This window comes from bacterium, assembly GCA_021372775.1.
GTDB lineage: Bacteria > Acidobacteriota > Polarisedimenticolia > J045 > J045 > JAJFTU01.
This window is the reverse complement of record JAJFTU010000425.1, coordinates 1-17,979: the sequence shown is the minus strand read 5'-3', so window position 1 is coordinate 17,979 and position 17,979 is coordinate 1. Positions and strand designations below refer to the sequence as shown.

The window sequence follows — 17,979 nt, the reverse complement described above, 5'->3', positions numbered from 1 at the left end:
CGCGCTATGAGCGAATCGAACTCTGTTCTGCTGGTGATGGTCGGGACGGCCGTCGTGATTCTCCTCGCGGGGATCACCACGGCGCTGATGATGGCGTTGTTCGAGGTCCGCGCGACCGCGCGGGCGGTGCGGGAAACGCTTGAACGGCTAGGTCCCAAGGCCGAAGAGGCGCTGGACAACATCCGCGAGGTCAGCGAATCGGCCGCGCGGGCGACCAGCGCGCTGACCCGGATCGGAGAGCGCGTCGCCTCGATCGGCGGCGCGGCCCGTCCCGGGCCCTGGGCGGCGGCGGCGGCGGCGATCGCCGGCATCTACACCGCCTACAAGAGACGCAAGGCCGCCGCGAGCGGCGACGCCTCCAAGTAGGAAGGAGACTCGGATGAGCGAACGTGAAGGCAACACGATGACCATTTTGGGCGCCTTCGTTTTGGGCGGCCTCGTCGGCGCGGGAATCGCGCTCCTCACCGCGCCCCGCTCCGGGCGCGAAACCCGCGAAGAGATCGGCCGCTGGGCGGGCGACGCCGCGGAGAAGGCGCGCACCAAGGTGAAGGAGCTTTACGGCTCGGCGCGCGAGAAGCTCTCCCGCCACGGCGTCCCCGACACCGACCAGGCCTGAAGTCCTCCTCTCGCCAGTGAGACAAGGCCGGCCCGTCGGGGCCGGCCTTTCTTGTCTCCGGGCGGCGCACGCGGCCCGGATCGGCACGGACCGTCGGACCGCGCGCGGCAAGACCCGTTATCTCTGTCGGCGCCGAAAACCTCCCGGAACGGGGACGAAGAATTGAGTAATTTCGCTCCGGCGGCGACAACGGCGCGCTAGAGTGAACGGCGAGGAACGTTTGGGGGCGCGGCGGGAGGGGGCCGCGCGGCATCAGGGAGGAGGAACACCGACGATGGCCCAAGGCAATCGGCGTTTCGGCGCGTATCTGCGCGCGCTGAGGGAGTCGCGCCACTGGTCGCTCGATCACGTCGAGGCTCTGACGGACCAAGAGGGCGAGCCGATCACCCGCAGCCTGCTCTCCCGCCTCGAGCGCGGCGAGGCCGGCGTGTCCGCGGCGCGGCTGCTCACGCTGGCGCGTCTCTACAGCCTCGCCGGCAGCGAGCTCGCGGAACGGCTCGACACGGACGAGGAGCTGGCGCGGATCGACTTCGAGGCCGCGGCCGGCCTCTCCTCGGCGGAGCTGCTTCAGCGCGGCGAGGAGGCGATCAAGAACGGAGACGTCAAGCGGGCGCTCCTGCTCTACGAGGAGGCCGAAACGCACGCGCTGCGCGACGGCGCGGACGGCCTGAGCGCGCGCACCCGGGCGAGGCTCGGCGTCGCCCGCGCCCTCGGCGCCGCGGGCCGGTGCCGCTCCGCCCGCAGCCTCGCGCTCGAGGTCCTGGGCGCCCCGCTGCAGCCGCAGGAGCGCGCCTTCGCGCTGTTCCTCTTCGCCAAGCACTCGCTCGAGCTGGGGCACGTCCCGGCGATGCGGTTCGCGCTCCTCGCCCTCAAGGAGGTCGCGAAGCCTTGGCCGACGGAGGTCGCGGCGGCGGCGCCGTGGCTCGAAGGGGAGTACCTGCTGGCCGAGAACCGCCTCAAGGAAGCGATGGAGGCGTTTCTCGCCGCGGTCGACGCGGCGCGCGCCGCGTTCGAGCCGTCGTCCGAGGCGCTGTCGCTCGTGCGTCTGGCCACGGTCTGCCGCCTCCGCAGCCATCCGTCCGAGGCGTTCAACTGGATCGAGCGCGCCAAGAACGTGGCGAGCCAGCACGCGCTGCCGCGCTGCGCCGTGAAGGCGGAGACGGAAGAGGGGCGGATTCACGTCGTGCGGCGCCGTCCCGACCTGGCGCGCCAAGCCTGGATCCGGGGGCGCCAGATCGCCCGCAATCTGGGGTTGAACGCCGATCTGTTCGAGATCTTCGCCGAGTTGTGGCGTCTGGCGCGGACCGAGGGGAAGGAGAACGACGCCAAGTCCGCGCTGCAGAACCTGCGGCGTCTGGCGCCGCTCTTCGAAACGCTGCCGCGGGGAAGCGACGACTTGGCGCCGATGCTGTTCAACGAGGCGCCGTCCCGCCTGACGCGCCGGCCGACCGCGTCCGCGGAGGGCGGGCGGCGGCCGGACCGCGGCCCCGCCGTCCCCGCCCCGGCTCACTCGGCGATGCGGCGCAGCAACGTGTACGAGTAGATCCCGACGTCGTGCCCGTCGGACCAGACGAAGCGGACGCCGTAGGCGCCGACCGGCGCGAACGACAACGCGCGCACGCCCTCGGGAACGGACTCCGGGCGGAGCGTCCGCCGGCCGCTGTTCTCGTCCACGCATTCCGCGCAGGGACAGGCCAGACGGAGTTCGCGCGCCGGCAGGAAGTCCTCCCGGCCGTCCTCCCAGAGGAGCCCGATCTCCGCGTTCGGGAAGAGCTCGATCCGCGTCGGCCGCAGCTTCGGCGCCGCCATCACGCCTCCTCCGCCGTCGGCGGCGCGGGGAACGAGGGGAGCGCCTCCGGGCGCGTCCCGCGCTCGGCGACCACCGTCGTCGTGATGCCGCCGCGCACCTTGAAGAACCCGGCGACGCTGATCCAGCGCGGCGCCGCCGCCGCGGAGAGGTCGTCGAGGATCCGGTTGACGACCGCCTCGTGGAAGATCCCCGCGTCGCGCCACGACCAGAGGTAGAGCTTGAGCGCCTTCAGCTCGATCAGCTTCTCCCCCGGCGCGTACTCGACGACGATCGTCGCGAAGTCCGGCTGCCCGGTCCGCGGGCAGACGCAGGTGAACTCCGGCGCGACCATCCGCACGCGGTAGACCCGTTCGGGGGCGGGATTCGGCACGGTTTCGAGATCGCGGGACGGTTGGCTCGGCATGACGCCTCCGGGCGCCCCGGGGGCGCGGACGCGCGCGGCCGCCTCGCGGGCCGGTCGGCGCGGCGCCCCGCGTCCGGGCGCGGCCTGCCAGCATCGCCTCGCCCCGCCCGCCGCGCAAGGGACGGCGCCGCGGGACGCGGGGCCGGCTGGACGCGGCCGCGAAACAGGGGTCAACATTCGGCCGCCCCGGCCGATGAGTCCCGGGGACAGGTCCCGCGGCCGCCGCGGCGCCGCGGCGGGGGACCGGACGAGAGGAGAAGACCACGATGGCCGGATCGGAAACTCCGTGCCCGCTGGACGTCGCCGACGGACTGGAGCGCGCGGGCGGGGAGATGGACTTCTACAAGGAGCTGCTCGACCTGCTGCTCGAGGACGTCCCGCCGCGGATCGTGGAGCTTCGCGCCGCGGCGGCGGCCGCCGACCCGGTCAAGGTCGCCGGCGTCGCGCACGCCATCAAGGGCGCCGCGGCCAATCTCGCCGCCACGCCGCTGCGCGAGGCCGCGCTGACGCTCGAGATGAAGGGGCGCGAAGGCGTCGCCGCCGGACTCGAGCCGATGATCGAGCGGCTCGACGCCGAACTCGCGCGCCTCGCCGAATTCGTCAAGACTATTTGCTAGAATGAACCGATGCGCATCCTGATCGCCGAAGACGAACCGATCTCGCGCAAGCTGCTCGCCGCGGCCCTGAAGAAGATGGGCCACGACGTCGTCGGCGCGGAGAACGGACGGGCCGCCTGGGAAACGCTCCAGCGCGAGGACATCCGTCTCGTCATCGCCGACTGGGAAATGCCGGAGATGACCGGCCTCGAGCTCGTGCGCAAGCTGCGCGAGGAGGCCGCCGACCGGTACATCTACGCCATCCTCCTCACCTCCCGCGGCCTCAAGCAGGACATCGTCCTCGGCCTCGAGGCCGGCGCCGACGACTACGTCACCAAGCCGTTCGACCGCGACGAGCTGATGGTCCGGATCAAGGCCGGCGAGCGGGTGACGCGCCTCGAGGCGGAGCTGGCCGAGCGCAACGAGCAGCTGCGGCGCATGGCCCTCGTGGACGGCCTGACCGGGATCGCCAACCGCCGCTCGTTCGACGAGGACTTCTCGCGCCAGCGGGAGCACGCGAAGCGTTTCTCGCGCGCCTTCAGCGTGGTGATGATCGACATCGACCACTTCAAGCTCTACAACGACTCGCTGGGGCACGAGGCGGGGGACGGCGCGCTGCGCGCGGTGGCCCAGTTGCTCGCCGGCGCGCTGCGCGTGTCGGACAAGGTCTACCGCTACGGCGGCGAGGAGTTCGTCTGCATCCTGCCGGAGACCGACGCGCAGGGGGCGGTCGTCGTCGCCGAGCGACTGCGCGGGGCGATCGAGGGGGCGAAGATTCCCCACGCCGGGAACAAGCCGTCCGGCGTCGTCACGATCAGCGTCGGCGTCGCCTCCCACGGCGCGGACTCCGCGGCGGGGGACGAAGAGCTCCTTTCCCGGGCCGACCAAGCGTTGTACGTTGCGAAGAGCGGCGGCCGGAACCGGGTCGCGGCGTGGTCCGCGGAGAGCCCGGTCCGGTCCTGACCCGCGGGAGGGCCGTCCGATGAAGCTCCGCATCGTCTACTGCACCGTCTGAAACTACGAACCCCAGGCCGCGAGTCTCGCGGCCACGCTCAAGCGCACGTTCGGGGCCGATCCGGAACTCGTTCCCGGCCGGGGCGGCGTGTTCGACGTCTTCGCCGACGGCGAGCGGGTCTTCTGCAAGGCCGAGGAAGGGGACGAGTTCCCGGAGGAGAAGGAAGTCGTCCGCCGAATCAGCGCGCGGCGCGCGCCGCTTCCTTAGCCTACCTTTTGCCTCGACGGAATCTCCCCGCTCCGGGCGCGCCCGGGAGCGGGGAGATCGGTCCCGCGCGCGGTCCGGCGCCGCGGGCGGGCGGTTGGTGCCTCCGGGCGCGCGCTGATATTCTCCGCTCGACGAGGAGACGCACGTGGACGGCGGCGCCCGCGGACCTCACGACGACTTCTACTGCTGGAAGTTCCGGGTCTGGTACGTCGCGCGGGACTGTGTCTTCCGCCACGCCTACCGCACGCATCCCGACTGCGCCGAATGCGGGCAAGGCGCCGCCAATCTGAGGCTCCTCGGCGGGCCTCCCCCGCCGCCCCGCTGGGCGCGCATCCTCCGCTGCGAGGCGGACGACGCGGACACGGAGACGGGCGGACGATGAGCGCGCGGCGCCCCGCGGTCCCGGAGTCGGTCCGGCGGATCGTCAAAGTCGAGCTCCACCAGCACGTCGACGGCTCGATCCCCGCGCGGACGATGTGGCGCCTGCTGCGGCGGCACGACCTCCATCCGGTGACGACGATGGGCGAGATGCGGCGCCGGCTCGAGCTGCAGCCGGACGAGGAAGGGTCGCTCCTCGCCTATCTCGACAAGTTCCACTACCCGCTGTGGATCACGCAGTTCTACGAGAACATCCGCGAGGCGGCGGCCGCGATCGTCCGCGAAGCGGCGGCCTGTCACGTCCGGACGCTCGAGCTGCGCTACTCGCCGGTGATCCACACCTACGCCGGCCTCACCGTGCGCCAGGCGGTGCGCGCGGTCCTCTCCGGCATGAACCAAGTCTGCCGCGAGGTCCGCGGGATGCGCTGCGGCCTCGTGATCATCGCCATGCGCCAGCACGGCCCGCACATCGCCAAGATCCTCGCCCGGCAGGCGATCGGCGAGGCGGAGCATCTTCACGAGCGGTCGGGGGTCGTCGGCTTCGACATCGCCGGGCCCGAGCGCGGCAATCCGCCGCGGCTGTTCCGCGAGGCGTTCGAGATCGCGCGCGCCGGCGGGCTCGGCCTGACGGCGCACGCGGGAGAGGACGGGCCGGCGGACTACATCTGGCAGGCGATCGACGAGGACGGCGCGGAGCGGATCGGCCACGGCTGCGCCGCGCTCGGCGACAAGGCGCTGATGCGGCGCCTGGCGAAGGACAAGATCGTCGTCGAGTGCTGTCCCACGAGCAACTATCAGACCGGCGCGGTGAAGAAGGGGACGCCGCACCCGATCCTCGCCTTCCTCGAGGCGGGGGTGCCGGTCGCGCTCTCCGTGGACAACACGACCGTCTCCCGCACCGACCAAAACTTCGAGTCCGCCTGGCTGGCGGCGACGCTCGGCGCGGGGGGAGTCGCCGCCGTCCGCCGTTTGCACCGCGAGGCCAAGGGGTACACCTTCATTGGCCGCGCCCCGAAGGCGCGCGGAGGATCGCCGAAACGATGAGAGTCCGCACGACGCTCCTTCTGCTCGCGCTCTGCGCGGGCTTGGCCGGGGCCGCCGAGCCGCGCGACGAAGCGCCGGAATGGGGGCCGCTCCCCGCCGACCTGCAGAACGTCCTCGCCGCCAAGGCGCAGGGCTACGCGCGCCGCGCGCTGAAGTTCAGCTGCCGCGAGACCGTGCGCGAGTCGGCGTACGAGAACGAGGTCGCCTCGCGCGAAAAGTCGCGCGACTACGACTACCTGCTGATCACCGATCCCGCCGCGCCGGAGGGGTTCCGCGCGCTGCGCACCAAGCCGGGGACGAATCCGCCGAGCGAGGCGAACTACGCGCCGAGCGTTCCCGAGCCGTACCTCTGGTTCGCGATCTTCGACGCGCGGGTCGCCTCGACGCTGAAGTACGAGGTCGGCGAGTGGCACACCACGCCGTGGCGGCTGGCGATCCCCGTCTCGTGGGTCACCTCGGCGCCGCTCGGCAAGCGCCGCCGCGTCGCGGAGTGGTCGGGCGAGGCGGAGATCGAGTTCCGCACCGGCAACCTGATCCGCGTCGTCGCGCGGCCGGTCCTGCAGGACGAGCGGATCTACTCCGAGCTGCAGCGCTACATGCAGGCGTTCCGTTTCCTGGGATTCGTCGCCGCGCCGCCGCCGGTCGGCTTCGAGATGACCGTCGACTACGAGTACGAGCACGACGGCTTCACCTATCCGACGAAGGTCGAGATCGTGAAGTTCGAGCAGACCGGCGCCGAATCGCGCCGCACGCTCTCCAAGGAGACGATCGAGTACGCGAACTACAAGTTCTTCGGCTCGGAGGTGAAGGACGAGATCCCGCCGCTGACCTGGCGCGCGCCGCGTCCCGCGCCGAAGCCGCCGGCCGACGCGCCGCGCGACCGCGCCCCCGCGGCCACCCCGCTTCCCGCGCCCGCGGCGGCGCCGCTTCCCGCCCCCGCCGGCCCGCTCCCGCGCGCCGCGGCGGGGGGCGACGCCCCGCGTTCCGCCCCGGACAAGGGCGAGGCCCGATGATCGAAGCGACGGCGCTGACGCGGCGCTTCGGCGCCGTCGTCGCCGTGCGCGAGGCCACCTTCCGCGCCGAGCGCGGCGAGGTCCTCGGCGTGCTCGGACCGAACGGCGCCGGCAAGACGACGACGCTGCGCCTCGTCTGCGGCTATCTGCGGCCGACCTCCGGGTCGGCGCGGGTCGCCGGCGTGGACGTCGCCGAGCGTCCGCTCGAAGCGCGCCGCGCGATCGGCTACCTGCCGGAGACGAACCCGCTCTACCCCGAGATGCGGGTGAACGAGTACCTCGAGTTCCGCGCCGCGCTCAAGGGGCGGCGGAAGGACCGGATCGCCGCCGCGGCGCGGGCGATCGACCGCTGCGGCCTCGGCGACGCGGCGGAGCAGGTGATCGGCACGCTCTCCAAGGGGTTCCGGCAACGGGTCGGGATCGCCGACGCGATCGTCGCCGACCCGCCGGTCTTGGTGCTCGACGAGCCGACCGGCGGGCTCGATCCGCTGCAGGCGCGCGAGGCGCGCGCGTTGGTGCGCGAGCTGGCCGACGAGCGGACGATCCTCTTCTCCAGCCACCAACTGCACGAAGTCGAGCAGGTGGCCGACCGCGTGGTGATCTTCCGCGCCGGCGCGATCGTCGCCTGCGGCGCCACCGCGGAGCTGCGCCGCGGCCTCGCGGCGCCGACGACGATCGAGATTCCGGCGCGCGAGCGGGGCCGCCTGGCGGAGCTGCTCCTTGGGCTCGGCCGGGCCGCGGCCGAGCGCGACCTCGGCGACGAGTGGATCAGCGTGGACGTCGCCGCGGACGGGGATCCGCGGGCGGCGATCTTCGAGCGCGCGGCCGCGCTGCGGCTGCCGCTGCGCGAGTTGACGCGGCGCTCGCCGGGGCTCGAGGAGGTCTTCGCGCAGGTCGCCGGCGACGCGCCGGCGGACGACGGAGGGACGAGGCCATGAACGGGGCGCGCGCCGTCCTCTGCATCGCCGGGCGGGAGCTGCGGTCGTTCTTCTACCAGCCGCTGGCGTGGGTCGTGCTGACCGCGCTGCTCCTGCTCAACGGCTGGAACTTCTGGCTCGCGCTGGAGTCTTTCAACCAGGCCGGCTTCCCCGCGGCCGAGATCATGCGCTTCTTCTTCTCGGGGCTGCTCTTCTGGCTGCCGCTGATCGTCAGCCTGCCGCTGATCGCGATGCGCCTGATCGCCGAGGAGCGGCAGACCGGCACGCTGGAGACGCTGCTCACGGCCCCCGTCACGGAAGGGGAAGTGACGCTCGGCAAGTACCTCGCCGCGCTCGGTTTCTTCATCGTCCTCTTCAGCCCGCTGGCGCTCTACACGCTGCTCCTCTCGCGGCTCGGCGAGATCGACTTCCGCGCCGCGGCGGGCGGCTTCCTCGGCCTGCTGCTCGTCGGCGGCTATCTCCTCTCCGCGGCGGTCTGCGCCTCGGCCCTTTGCCGCAACCAGATCGTCGCCGCGGTCGTCGGCTTCGCCCTCGTCTCGGCCCTCTTCCTCACGCCGTTCCTCGCCTCGTTCGTCGCGACCGGCGACGCGGCGCGCGCGGCGCTCTCCCAGATCGACCTGCTGCGGACGATGGACGACTTCCCGCGCGGCCTCGTCGACCTGCGGCGGATCGTCTACCCCGTCTCCGGAACGGCCTTCTTCCTCTTCGCGGCGGCGCGGCTGCTCGAAGCGGCCAAGGGGAGGTGAGCGTGGCGATCCGCTTCCCCGCGCTCCGCGGCGGCGGAACGGCGGCGGCGATCCTCGCCGCGCTGGCGCTGGCCGCGCTGGCCAACGTCGCCGCGGCGAAGTTCCCCGTCCGCTGGGACTGGACGGAGAGCGGGCTCTACACCCTCTCCGAGGAGAGCCGACGCGCGGCGGCCGGGCTCGGCCGCGACGTGCGGATCGTCTCCTTCCTCGTGGACGGCGGCCCCGTCTCCCCCGACGCGCTGCGGCAGATCGACTCGCTGCTCGAGGCCTACCGCCAGGCGAACCCGAAGCGGGTGACGCTGGAGCGGATCGACCCGCGGCGCGACCCGCTCCGCGCGCAGGCGCTGCTGAAGGAGTTCGGGCTCGACCCGCTGCGCGATTCGATCGACGTCGTGGTCGTCGAGTCGGGGGCGCGCCGCAAGCAGATCCGCCTGCTCGACATGGTCGAGTTCGACGCCGGCGCGCCGTCGAGCGGCACGCCGCCGGTGCGCGCGCTGAAGGTCGAGCCGGCGGTGACCGGCGCCCTGACCGCGGTGACCCGCGCCAAGCGCCCGACCGTCTACTTCGCCGCGGGGCACGGCGAGCGCGATCCCCTCGCCGCCGCGGAGCCGGGCCTCTCGCGCTTCGCCGCGGGGCTCGAGCGGGAGGACGTAGCGGTCGCCCCGTGGAACGCGGTCGGGGCGACGGAGGTTCCGAAGGACGCCGACCTGGTCGTCGTCGCCGGTCCGACCTCGCCGTGGCTCCCCGCCGAGCGGGACGCACTGACGCGCTATCTCGAGGGAGGCGGCCGCGCGCTGCTGCTGCTCGAGCCGACGCTGCGGCGCGGCGGCGACGCGTTGGTCGACGACGGCCTCGGGCCGCTGCTCGCGCGCTTCGGCGTCGCCGAGGACGCCGACGTCGTCGTCGATCCGGGGCGCGGCGTGCCGTTCCTCGGCCCCGAGACGTTCTACGCCGAAACGCTCGGCCTCCATCCCGTGACCTCCTCGCTGCGCGGCCAGCCGGTCCTCTTCGTGCTCGCCCGCTCGCTCCGCGCCGCCAAGCCCGGCCCGGCGAACGTCGTCGTCCACTCGCTCGCCGAATCGTCCGACGCGTCGTGGGGCGAGACCGACCTCGCGCATCTGCGGCAGGTCGCGCTCGACAAGAACGACCTCAAGGGACCGCTCGCGCTGGCCCTCGCCGCCGAGCGCGAGCGGGGCGGCCGTCTGCTCGCGGTCGGCGACGTCGATTCCTTCAGCAACCTCGCCTTCGACCGCCTGGCGAACGGCTCGTTCGCCCTCAACGCCGCCGACTGGCTGCTCGACGAGGGGAACGCCCTCGGGCTGCGGCCGAAGGACCGGCGGCTGGCGAGACTGTTCCTCACCGGGCCGCAGCTCGACGCGCTCTTCGCGACGCTCGTCCTGCTGCTGCCCGCCATGGCCGTCGGCGCGGGCCTGTACGTCTGGGCCCGGCGCCGCGGCGGCGGACGCGCGCGATGAAAGTTCGCTCGATCCTGATCCTCGTCGGCGCCGCGGCGGCGCTGTGGGGCGCGTGGTTCTTCTGGCTCGGCCGGACGGCGGGAAGCGACGAGCGCCGCGAGGAGGCGGCGCGGCTGCTGCCGGGGCTCGACGTCCCGCGCGTCGAGAAGATCGAGATCGAAGGCCCGCACGGCGCGGTCGCGCTCGAACGGCGCGGCGCCGACTGGCGGATCGGCCGGCCGATCGACGACGCCGCCGACGGCGAGACGGTGCGGACGCTGCTGCGCGCGCTCGCGTTCGCCAAGGCCGAGACGCGCCTGGGGCGGGACGAGGTGCAGGGCGGCGAAGAGGCGACCGGCTTCGCGCGCGGCGTCGGCGCGACGCTGACGCTCGGCGGCGCGACCCGCGCCCTCCGCGTCGGCGCCGCCGAGGCGCCCGGCGGGCGGCGCTACGCCGAGGTCGCCGGCGACGACTCGTACGCCGTCGTGCCGGGCGAACTCTTCGACCTGCTCGACCGCCCGGCGGACGATCTGCGCGACAAGCGGCTCGTCCCCGCGTCGTCGAAGGAGATCGCGCGGTTCACGATCGCGCGCGCCGGCGCCGCGGCCGCCACCTTCGCCCGCGACGGCGCCGATGGTTGGCGCTTCGAGGAGGGCGGCGGCGCCGCCGCCGACGCCACCGCGGTCGGCAGCCTCCTCGCGCAGATCTGCGCGCTGCGCGCCGACCAGTACTTCGCCGCGCCGCCGGCCGACGCCGCGGCGGGCGCGCCGGCCGAAGCGACGATCGCCCTCTTCAAGGGAGACGGAACGGAGGCCGCGCGGATCGAGTTCGCCGGCGAGGCGACCCCCGGCGGCGCGCGCTACGGCCGCGTCGGCGGGCGGCCCGGCGTCTTCCTCGCCAACCTGCCGGGGCTCTGGGCCGAACTGCAGAAGGACCCCGCGTCGTTCGCGCCGGAGCCGCCGCCGGCCGCGAAGTGACCGGGTCTCCGCAAGCGGGCGAAGTCCGCGTCGCGCGGCGCGGGCGCCGCGTGAATAATCCGGACAAGGCCTTAAACTCGCCCCGTGGCTGAACGCGCGGCACGGAAGTTCGGCGGGGCGGCGCGGCGCATCGCGCGCCGCTGGCCGCTGACCGCATCGGGGGCGGCGCTCCTCGCCGCCGGCGCCGGCCTGTTCGCGGTCGGCCGCGCCCGGATGGACCTCGTCTTCACGCTCGTCGGGCTGCTCTGGATCGGGCTGCTGCTGCTCGACGGCGCGCTCGTCGCCGCGGCGGCGATCGCGCTGCAGCTCGAAGTCCGTCGAGCGTCCTCCGGCGAGGCGCGCTTCGAAGGCGTCGAGGGGGCGCCGGGGCGCGGCGGCCTCGAAATGCCGCGCCGCGCGCTGCCGCTCGTCGCGCGGCCGCGGGCCCTCTGGCTCGAGCCGGCCGCGGACGCGGAGTTCGTCCCGGACGACGGCTGGCTGCGCGAGGAGGTCCGCCCGCGCGGACGGTGGAACGGCACGTCGATCGTGCGCGAGATCGCGCAGGAAGACCTGCTCGGCCTCTGGCGGGTTTCGGGCCGCTTCGCCGAGGCGCGGCCGTCCTTCGTCCTTCCCGACCCCGGCGCGATCGCCGTCGCCGAACTGGCCGCCTGCCTCGCCAGCGGCGACCTCCTTTCCCATCCGTGGGGACCGGCGCGCGGCGACCTGATCGACGCCCGGCCCTACACCCGCTCCGATCCGGCGCGGTTGATCCTGTGGAAGGTCTACGCCCGTTCGCGGCGCCTCGTCGTGCGCGCCCCCGAGCAGGCCCGCGCCCCCGAACGGCGTCCGCTCGTCTATCTCGTCGCCGGAGAAGGGGACGACGCCGCGGCGGCCGCGGCCCGGGTCGTCGTGGAGAGCGCGCTGCTCGGCGAGGGGATGCGCTTCGCGGCGGACGGCGCCCCCCGCCCCGCCGCCGACTGCGCGGCCGCGCTCGCCGCGGTCGCCGGCTCGGCGGCCCACCGCGGGCGCGGCGGCGCCGACCTCGCCGCGGCGCTCGCCGACCCGCTCGTCGAAGCGGACGACCCGGTGCTGCTGATCGTCCCGGCCCGGCTCGGCGACTGGGCGCCGCGCGTCTTCGCCGCGGTCGGCGCCGCGCAGGAGCGGTTCGTCGCCCTGCTCTGCGCCGACGTCCGTCCCGAGTCCCGGCCCGGCGGCGCCGCGCGGCGGATCCTCTTCGCGCAGGAGCGGCCCTCCGGCCCGACGTGGGACGAGATGCGCGCGTCGGCCCGGCTGTTCGCCGCGGCCGGCGTCCGCGCCGCGCTCCTCGACCGACGCGCCGGGCGGATCGAGGCGCTCGAAGCGCGGGCGGAGGCGCGATGAAGGCCGTCCCGAAGCCGGCCGGATCGGACCTCGCGGTCGCCGTCACGCTGGCCCTCGCCGCCGGCGTCGTCTGGTTCGACCGCGCGTCGGCCTGGGGGATCGGCGCCGGCGCGGTCGGCGCCGCGGCCGCCTCGCTCTGCGGCGCGCGGCTCGCCGCGGCGCGGATGCGGGCCTTCGTCCCGCCGTTTCTCGCCGCCGCGTTCCTCGCCCTCGCGCTCGGCCTGCTGCGTCTCCTCGCGCTCGCGCCGGTCCCCGGCGCCGCGCCCTGGCCGGAACACGCGGCGCGCCTGCTCGACGCGCTGACGCTGGCCGCCGTCTCCGCCGCGGCCGCCTTTCCGCTCGGGTTCTGGGCGGCGCGGCGCGCCGCCCCGCGCGTCCTCGCCGCGCTCGCCTTGGCGCTGATGGTCGGCGCGCTCCTCGCGCCGCACCGCGGCGGCGCGATCAACCGCCCGCTCGGCCTCGCCGACATGGCGTGGCTGCACGGATGGCATCCGGCGCTGCTGCTGACGGTCATCGGCGTCGTCGCCGGCGTCCTCGCCGCCGTCGCGCTGCTCCGGCCGCGCGCCGCGGCCCGCGCCTGGGCGACGGCCGCCGCGGCCTTCGTCCTCGCGGTCCTCGTCGTCGTCGCCGCCCCGACGGTCGGCCTCTTCCGCTTCCCGTTCCGCGATCCGTTCGGCCTCTCCGGCGATCCGCGCGAGGGCGGCAAGGGGGCCGACCGCGGCGGCCGCCCCGGCTCGCCGGGGCGCGTCGGCGCGCTGGGCCTCGAAGGCCAGGGGAACTCGTCCACCGAGCTCGTGCCGTTCCAGGACGACTACTCGACGCAGGGGAGCAACGTGCCGGTGGCGGTCGCCGTGCTCCACGACGACGTCGAGCCGACCGGCGGCGTCTTCTACTTCCGCCAACTCGCCTTCTCGCAGTGGAACGGCCGCCGCCTCGTCCGCGCCTACGTGCCGGGCGCCGACGCCGACCTCTTCGACGGTTTTCCCGCGGGGGAGGCGTCGCGCCCCGCGGTCGGCCTGGGGAGCGCGCGCCGCCTGCTCCCGGCCACGGTCTCGCTGCTGCGCGACCACGTGCAGCCGCCGGTCCTCGCCGACGGCGTCCAGTTCGCCCCCGCCGAAAACGCCGATCCCGCCCTCTTCACGCGCGTCTACGAGACCCGCTCGGCGGTCCTCGTCGCGCCGCCCAAGGACTGGATGGGGCGCGGGGCGGGCGACCCGGCGTGGCCCGAGGAGGTGCGCAAGCTCTACCTCGAGACGCCGCCCGACCCGCGCTACAACGCGCTGGCCCAGGAGGTCCTCGAGCAGCTCCGCCCGGCGCGGCGCGGCGATCCGGCGGCGCGGGCGATCGCGGTCTACCTCTGGCTGTCGTCGAACACCCGCTATTCGCTCCGCTCGCGCCACGCCGCCGCGACCGATCCGACGGCCGATTTCCTCTTCGGCGACCGGATCGGCTACTGCGTGCATCTGGCCCACGCCGCGGCCTACCTCGCGCGGGAGCTCGGCCTGCCGGCCCGCGTCGCCGCGGGGTACGCGGTCGAGGCGGAGCGCCGCGCCTCCGGGTCGGCGCTGCTGCTGCGGGCCGGCGACGCCCACGCCTGGGCCGAGATCTACCTCGACGGCATCGGTTGGATGCCGCTCGACCCCTCCCCGCCCTCGCTCGACCCGCCGGCGCCGGCGCCCGACATCGACCTCCAGCGCCTGCTGGGCGAGATGGCGCGCCCCAAGAAGGACAAGATCCAGCCGCTGATAGCCCGCTCCTGGCGGCTGCCGACGTGGCGCGAAACGCTCGGCGCGCTGGCGCTGGCGTTCGGCGCCGCGGCCGCGGGCGGCTACGCGGTCAAGGGGTGGCGCCGGGCCGCGCCCCTCTTCGCCCGGCGGGACCGGGCGGCGCGCGCCGCCTACCGCGCCTCCCTCGACCGGCTGACCGACGCCGGGTTCACGCGGCGGCTCGGCGAAACGCGCGAGGCGTTCGCCGCGCGGGCGGCGGCCCCGTCGTTCGGCGCGCTGACGGCGCGCCATCTCGCCGCCCGCTTCGGCCGCCGCGCCGCCGATCCGCGCGAAGCGCTCGCCCTGGCCCGCGCGGCGAAGCGCGAGGTCAAGGGGACGGGCGGCCTCCGCCGGATCGCGGCGCTGGTAAATCCGTGGAGTTGGCGGCGCAGCAGGTAAGATTTGACAAGGCGCGGCGAGGTCCGCGCAGCGAGGCGCAGATCGTGGAACAGAGCGAAAAGTCCCTTCCGGAGACTTCCGCCGACGACGGGCTCGCCGCGGCGGCCGACGTCGCGCGGCGGGTGCGGGACCGGCTGTCGGACGCGATCGTCGGCCGCGACGAAGTGGTCGAGATGATCGTCACCGCGCTCCTCGCGGGGGGGCACGTGCTGCTGGAGGACTATCCGGGCTCCGGCAAGACGATGCTCGCCCGCGCCCTCGGGGACGCGGTGGAGGCCGACCCGTCCGACGGCTTCGTGCCGTTCCGGCGGATCCAGTTCACCCCCGACCTCCTGCCGTCCGACATCACGGGGACGTCGGTCTTCCACCCCGAGCGGGCCAGCTTCGAGTTCCTCGCCGGGCCGGTCTTCGCGCACATCGTGCTGGCCGACGAGATCAACCGGACCTCGCCGAAGGTGCAGGCCGCGCTGCTCGAGGCGATGGCCGAGCGGCAGGTGACGGTGGACAACGTCACGCATCCGCTCGACGAGCTGTTCATGGTCATCGCCACGCAGAACCCGCTGGGGCTCGCCGGCACCTACCCGCTCCCCGCGCCGCAGCTCGACCGGTTCCTCTTCAAGGTGCGGATGAACTACATCGAGCGCGGCGCGGAGCTGAGCGTCGTGGAGTCGTTCCGCCGGCGTCTGCATCCGCCGGTCTCGGACCGGCCGCGCGTCGCGCGGAACGAGCTCCTCGCGGCGCGGCGCGCCGTCGAGCGTTCGGTCGTCCTCGCCAAGCCGCTGATCGAATGCCTCGTCGACACGGCCCGCGCGCTGCGCGCCGACCCGCGCGTGGCGCAGGGGATCTCGACGCGCGCCCTCGTGCAGGCCGCGCCGGCGCTGCAGGCGCGGGCGCTGCTGCGAGGGCGGGACTACGTCTCGACCGAGGATCTGGACGCGCTCGCCTCGCCGCTCTTCGCCCACCGCTTCGCGCTCGCGCCGGGCGGCGGCGATCCGACGGCGATCGTGCGCGAGGCGCTCGCCGGGCCGCTCGAGACGGCGACCCGGAGCACGCTGCGGCGCTGAAGCGGAACGTCCCGCGGCCCGGCGCCGCGGGACCTCAGCGCCACTCGAACGAGACGGTCTTCTCGATCCGCGGGTCGAGGCTGTTCAGCACCGGGCAGCTGCGCGCGCCGTTCTCGAACAGCGGCCGCAGCGCGGGATCGATCCCCGCCGGCATGGCGACGCGGACCGCGATCGTCCCGATCCGCCGCTGCGGGTCGGCGACCATCGCCTTCTCGACGTGCAGTTCGGCGCCCTCGAGCGAGATCCCGCGCCGCTCGGCGAGCTTGCCCATGATCGTCAGCATGCAGGCGCCGAGCGCGGCGCCGACGAGGTCGGTCGGGGAGAAGAGGGCGCCCTGGCCGCCGTTGTCCACCGGGGCGTCGGTCTCGAGGACCGAGCCCGACGGCTCGTGGACGGCGCGGCAGCGCAGGTTCCCTTCGTAGGTCACGCTCATGGCGACGGACATCGGCGGATCCTCCGCCCCCGATTGTCGGCAGCGCGGAGGCTCCGCGCCAGCGGCCGCGCTATCCTCCTCGCGATGAAACGCCGCGCCGCGCTCCCGCTCCTCGGCGCCGTCCTCGCGGCGGCGCTCGGCTCGGCGCGCGCCGAGCCCCCCGCCCCGCCGCCGCCGGAGCAGCAGGAGGCGGAGGCGCAGCCGGAGCCGCGCGGCACGCCGCAGGAAGAAGAGGCGATCCAGGCGCTCCGCGACGCGCGGCTGGTCCGGGCGCGCGAGCTCGCCGAGGCGATCCTCTCCGCCGACCCGACCTCGATCCGCGCCGAATACGCCCTCGGCGTCGCGCTGCAGGACGGCGAAGGGAACATCCCCCTCGCCCTCCACCACTACCAGGAAGGGCTCGACCGGATCTCGCTCCCCAGCGGCTGGCCCCGCCCCGACGAGCGCCTTTGGCATATGCGGCTGCTCGCGCGAAAGATGTCCGCGCTCTCCGACCTCGGCCGGCAGAAGGAGCTGCTCGCCGCGACGCGCCTCTTCCGCGAGGCCTACGCCCCCGACGCCTTCGCCGCGGACGTCTGGCCGCTGATGAAGCTCGGCCGGATCGACGAGGCGCGGCGCGCGGCGAAGCGCGCGATCGCCTCGGGCGAGAGGATGGAGGAGATCATCGCGCGCAACGGCCTCTGCGCGATCGACGGCTACCGCGCCTGCCTCGAGATGCTGAAGGCGGTCCGCGGCGTCGACTTCGAGCTGGGCCTCGCGCTGCGCAACGTCGCGGTGGCGGCGCTCGAGTCGGGCCGCTACGGCGACGCCGAACGGATGCTGCTCGAATCGACCGAGCACCCGGACGAGAACACCAACGCCTGGCGCGACCTGGCGACCCTCTTCGTCGCCGAGGGGCGGCTCTCCGAGGCGCTCGACGCCGCGCGGCGGATGCGCGACCTCTCCCGCCGCCAGCCGCTGCGGGTGCGGCAGCACAGCGGCGCGGAAGACCTCGTCGCCGCGGGGCAGCTGCTGCTCGTCGCGGGGCGGACCGAGTCGGCCGCGCGGGCGAGCGGCCGCGCCCTCGAGGCCCCCGACCGCGCCGCGCACTGGTCCGGCTCGGCCTCGGAGATCATGGCCGAGGGGGAGCTGCTCGACCGCGCCGTCGGCCGGACGCTGGCCGAGGAGGAGCGGGAGAACGCCGCGCTCGCGCCGTGGCGCGTCGCGCCGGTCCACTGGTGGCGCGCCGCGAAGCACGCCGCGGAGGCGTGGCTGACCGGCCGCCGCCTGCAGCCGCTGCTGGAGTCGGGAGGGATGCGTCCCGCCGACCGCGTGGACCATCTGCGGCCGGAGCTCTCGGCGCCGTTCTGGCTGCAGCCCGACGCGGTCGCCCTCTTCGGCGCCGGCCCGACGCTTGCCCTGCTCGAGGACGTCCGCCGCGCCGGGCCGATCCCGGACGATCCGGTCCCGCCGAAGATGCGCGACGCCTCGCGCCTCGCGCTGGAGACCGAGGCGCGCTGGCTCGCCGGGGACTACGCCCGCTGCCTCGCCGCCGGCGCGCGCGCCCGCGAGCTGCTGCCGCCGGCGGAGGTCCTGATCCGGGCGCGGATCGCGCTGCGCATGGCGCAGAGCGCGCTCGCCGCGGGTCGCAAGGCCGAGGCTTGGCCCTACTTCGCCGAGGTGATGGACAAGGACCCCGGCGTCCTGCGGCGGCTCGGGGCGGCGCTGCCGGTGGCGCCGCGCGCCGCGGCGGGGCTCGCCGCCGACGCCGCGGCGCGCGCC

The 17,979-nt window shown here is 74.6% G+C and carries 19 protein-coding genes and 1 pseudogene; 17 read left to right on the top strand and 3 right to left on the bottom strand.

Annotation, left to right across the window (positions count from 1 at the left end; genetic code table 11):
- Nucleotides 1-6 precede the first annotated feature (6 nt).
- The 3 genes from LLG88_14610 to LLG88_14600 all read left to right on the top strand — a co-directional run bounded on the left by LLG88_14610 (nt 7) and on the right by LLG88_14600 (nt 2,159).
- Nucleotides 7-366, top strand: a complete 360-nt coding sequence (locus tag LLG88_14610; GenBank protein MCE5248140.1) for a hypothetical protein — start codon at nt 7-9, stop codon at nt 364-366.
- A 13-nt stretch (nt 367-379) separates the two neighbouring features.
- Complete coding sequence (locus tag LLG88_14605; protein MCE5248139.1) at nt 380-616, top strand: YtxH domain-containing protein; 237 nt, start codon at nt 380-382, stop codon at nt 614-616.
- Nucleotides 617-890: 274 nt separating this feature from the next.
- Entirely contained in the window at nt 891-2,159 is a 1,269-nt protein-coding gene (locus LLG88_14600) for a helix-turn-helix domain-containing protein (GenBank protein MCE5248138.1), read from the top strand.
- Here the strand turns inward: LLG88_14600 and LLG88_14595 are convergent.
- Both LLG88_14595 and queF read right to left on the bottom strand, forming a co-directional pair.
- Nucleotides 2,123-2,425: a DUF971 domain-containing protein gene (locus LLG88_14595; GenBank protein MCE5248137.1), complete on the bottom strand. Its 303-nt coding sequence runs from the start codon at nt 2,423-2,425 to the stop codon at nt 2,123-2,125. The two genes, LLG88_14600 and LLG88_14595, sit on opposite strands and share 37 nt — an antisense overlap.
- The gene (queF, locus tag LLG88_14590) at nt 2,425-2,829 is read right to left on the bottom strand and encodes a preQ(1) synthase (GenBank protein MCE5248136.1); all 405 of its coding nucleotides are present in this window, start codon (nt 2,827-2,829) and stop codon (nt 2,425-2,427) included. Before queF ends, LLG88_14595 begins: the two co-directional genes overlap by 1 nt.
- 266 nt (nt 2,830-3,095) lie before the next feature.
- Between queF and LLG88_14585 the strand changes: the two genes are divergently transcribed.
- From LLG88_14585 to LLG88_14525, 13 genes and pseudogenes are all read left to right on the top strand, one after another.
- Nucleotides 3,096-3,446 carry an Hpt domain-containing protein gene (locus LLG88_14585; GenBank protein MCE5248135.1) on the top strand — a complete coding sequence of 117 codons (351 nt, stop codon included), beginning with the start codon at nt 3,096-3,098 and terminating at the stop codon, nt 3,444-3,446.
- A gap of 9 nt (nt 3,447-3,455) precedes the next feature.
- Nucleotides 3,456-4,388, top strand: coding sequence for a diguanylate cyclase (locus LLG88_14580; protein MCE5248134.1), 933 nt, complete (start codon nt 3,456-3,458; stop codon nt 4,386-4,388).
- A 55-nt stretch (nt 4,389-4,443) separates the two neighbouring features.
- Nucleotides 4,444-4,647 (top strand): annotated as a pseudogene (locus LLG88_14575) (Rdx family protein).
- Nucleotides 4,648-4,792: 145 nt separating this feature from the next.
- Complete coding sequence (locus LLG88_14570) at nt 4,793-5,029, top strand: hypothetical protein (protein ID MCE5248133.1); 237 nt, start codon at nt 4,793-4,795, stop codon at nt 5,027-5,029.
- On the top strand, nt 5,026-6,069 hold the full coding sequence (add, locus tag LLG88_14565) for an adenosine deaminase (GenBank protein ID MCE5248132.1): 1,044 nt from the start codon (nt 5,026-5,028) through the stop codon (nt 6,067-6,069). The genes LLG88_14570 and add overlap by 4 nt, the downstream gene beginning before the upstream one ends.
- Entirely contained in the window at nt 6,066-7,082 is a 1,017-nt protein-coding gene (locus tag LLG88_14560) for a hypothetical protein (protein ID MCE5248131.1), read from the top strand. The genes add and LLG88_14560 overlap by 4 nt, the downstream gene beginning before the upstream one ends.
- The gene (locus tag LLG88_14555; protein MCE5248130.1) at nt 7,079-8,020 is read left to right on the top strand and encodes an ABC transporter ATP-binding protein; all 942 of its coding nucleotides are present in this window, start codon (nt 7,079-7,081) and stop codon (nt 8,018-8,020) included. The genes LLG88_14560 and LLG88_14555 overlap by 4 nt, the downstream gene beginning before the upstream one ends.
- Complete coding sequence (locus LLG88_14550; GenBank protein ID MCE5248129.1) at nt 8,017-8,766, top strand: ABC transporter permease; 750 nt, start codon at nt 8,017-8,019, stop codon at nt 8,764-8,766. The genes LLG88_14555 and LLG88_14550 overlap by 4 nt, the downstream gene beginning before the upstream one ends.
- 2 nt (nt 8,767-8,768) lie before the next feature.
- Nucleotides 8,769-10,241, top strand: coding sequence for a GldG family protein (locus LLG88_14545; protein ID MCE5248128.1), 1,473 nt, complete (start codon nt 8,769-8,771; stop codon nt 10,239-10,241).
- Nucleotides 10,238-11,197, top strand: a complete 960-nt coding sequence (locus tag LLG88_14540) for a DUF4340 domain-containing protein (protein MCE5248127.1) — start codon at nt 10,238-10,240, stop codon at nt 11,195-11,197. Before LLG88_14545 ends, LLG88_14540 begins: the two co-directional genes overlap by 4 nt.
- Before the next feature lie 84 nt (nt 11,198-11,281).
- On the top strand, nt 11,282-12,556 hold the full coding sequence (locus LLG88_14535) for a DUF58 domain-containing protein (protein ID MCE5248126.1): 1,275 nt from the start codon (nt 11,282-11,284) through the stop codon (nt 12,554-12,556).
- On the top strand, nt 12,553-14,721 hold the full coding sequence (locus LLG88_14530; protein ID MCE5248125.1) for a transglutaminase-like domain-containing protein: 2,169 nt from the start codon (nt 12,553-12,555) through the stop codon (nt 14,719-14,721). Before LLG88_14535 ends, LLG88_14530 begins: the two co-directional genes overlap by 4 nt.
- A 44-nt stretch (nt 14,722-14,765) precedes the next feature.
- Nucleotides 14,766-15,785, top strand: coding sequence for an AAA family ATPase (locus LLG88_14525; GenBank protein ID MCE5248124.1), 1,020 nt, complete (start codon nt 14,766-14,768; stop codon nt 15,783-15,785).
- 34 nt (nt 15,786-15,819) lie between these two features.
- Here LLG88_14525 and LLG88_14520 read toward each other — a convergent pair whose 3' ends face one another.
- Complete coding sequence (locus LLG88_14520; GenBank protein MCE5248123.1) at nt 15,820-16,230, bottom strand: OsmC family protein; 411 nt, start codon at nt 16,228-16,230, stop codon at nt 15,820-15,822.
- A 72-nt stretch (nt 16,231-16,302) separates the two neighbouring features.
- Between LLG88_14520 and LLG88_14515 the strand changes: the two genes are divergently transcribed.
- Nucleotides 16,303-17,979, top strand: a 1,677-nt coding sequence (locus LLG88_14515) for a hypothetical protein (GenBank protein MCE5248122.1), incomplete at its 3' end; no start/stop codon positions are given.

Coding starts and splice junctions, on each gene's coding strand:
- LLG88_14610 (MCE5248140.1), top strand. CDS start 7: ATGAGCGAATCGAACTCTGTTCTGCTGGTGATGGTCGGGACGGCCGTC.
- LLG88_14605 (MCE5248139.1), top strand. CDS start 380: ATGAGCGAACGTGAAGGCAACACGATGACCATTTTGGGCGCCTTCGTT.
- LLG88_14600 (MCE5248138.1), top strand. CDS start 891: ATGGCCCAAGGCAATCGGCGTTTCGGCGCGTATCTGCGCGCGCTGAGG.
- LLG88_14595 (MCE5248137.1), bottom strand. CDS start 2,425: ATGGCGGCGCCGAAGCTGCGGCCGACGCGGATCGAGCTCTTCCCGAAC.
- queF (MCE5248136.1), bottom strand. CDS start 2,829: ATGCCGAGCCAACCGTCCCGCGATCTCGAAACCGTGCCGAATCCCGCC.
- LLG88_14585 (MCE5248135.1), top strand. CDS start 3,096: ATGGCCGGATCGGAAACTCCGTGCCCGCTGGACGTCGCCGACGGACTG.
- LLG88_14580 (MCE5248134.1), top strand. CDS start 3,456: ATGCGCATCCTGATCGCCGAAGACGAACCGATCTCGCGCAAGCTGCTC.
- add (MCE5248132.1), top strand. CDS start 5,026: ATGAGCGCGCGGCGCCCCGCGGTCCCGGAGTCGGTCCGGCGGATCGTC.
- LLG88_14560 (MCE5248131.1), top strand. CDS start 6,066: ATGAGAGTCCGCACGACGCTCCTTCTGCTCGCGCTCTGCGCGGGCTTG.
- LLG88_14555 (MCE5248130.1), top strand. CDS start 7,079: ATGATCGAAGCGACGGCGCTGACGCGGCGCTTCGGCGCCGTCGTCGCC.
- LLG88_14550 (MCE5248129.1), top strand. CDS start 8,017: ATGAACGGGGCGCGCGCCGTCCTCTGCATCGCCGGGCGGGAGCTGCGG.
- LLG88_14540 (MCE5248127.1), top strand. CDS start 10,238: ATGAAAGTTCGCTCGATCCTGATCCTCGTCGGCGCCGCGGCGGCGCTG.
- LLG88_14530 (MCE5248125.1), top strand. CDS start 12,553: ATGAAGGCCGTCCCGAAGCCGGCCGGATCGGACCTCGCGGTCGCCGTC.
- LLG88_14520 (MCE5248123.1), bottom strand. CDS start 16,230: ATGTCCGTCGCCATGAGCGTGACCTACGAAGGGAACCTGCGCTGCCGC.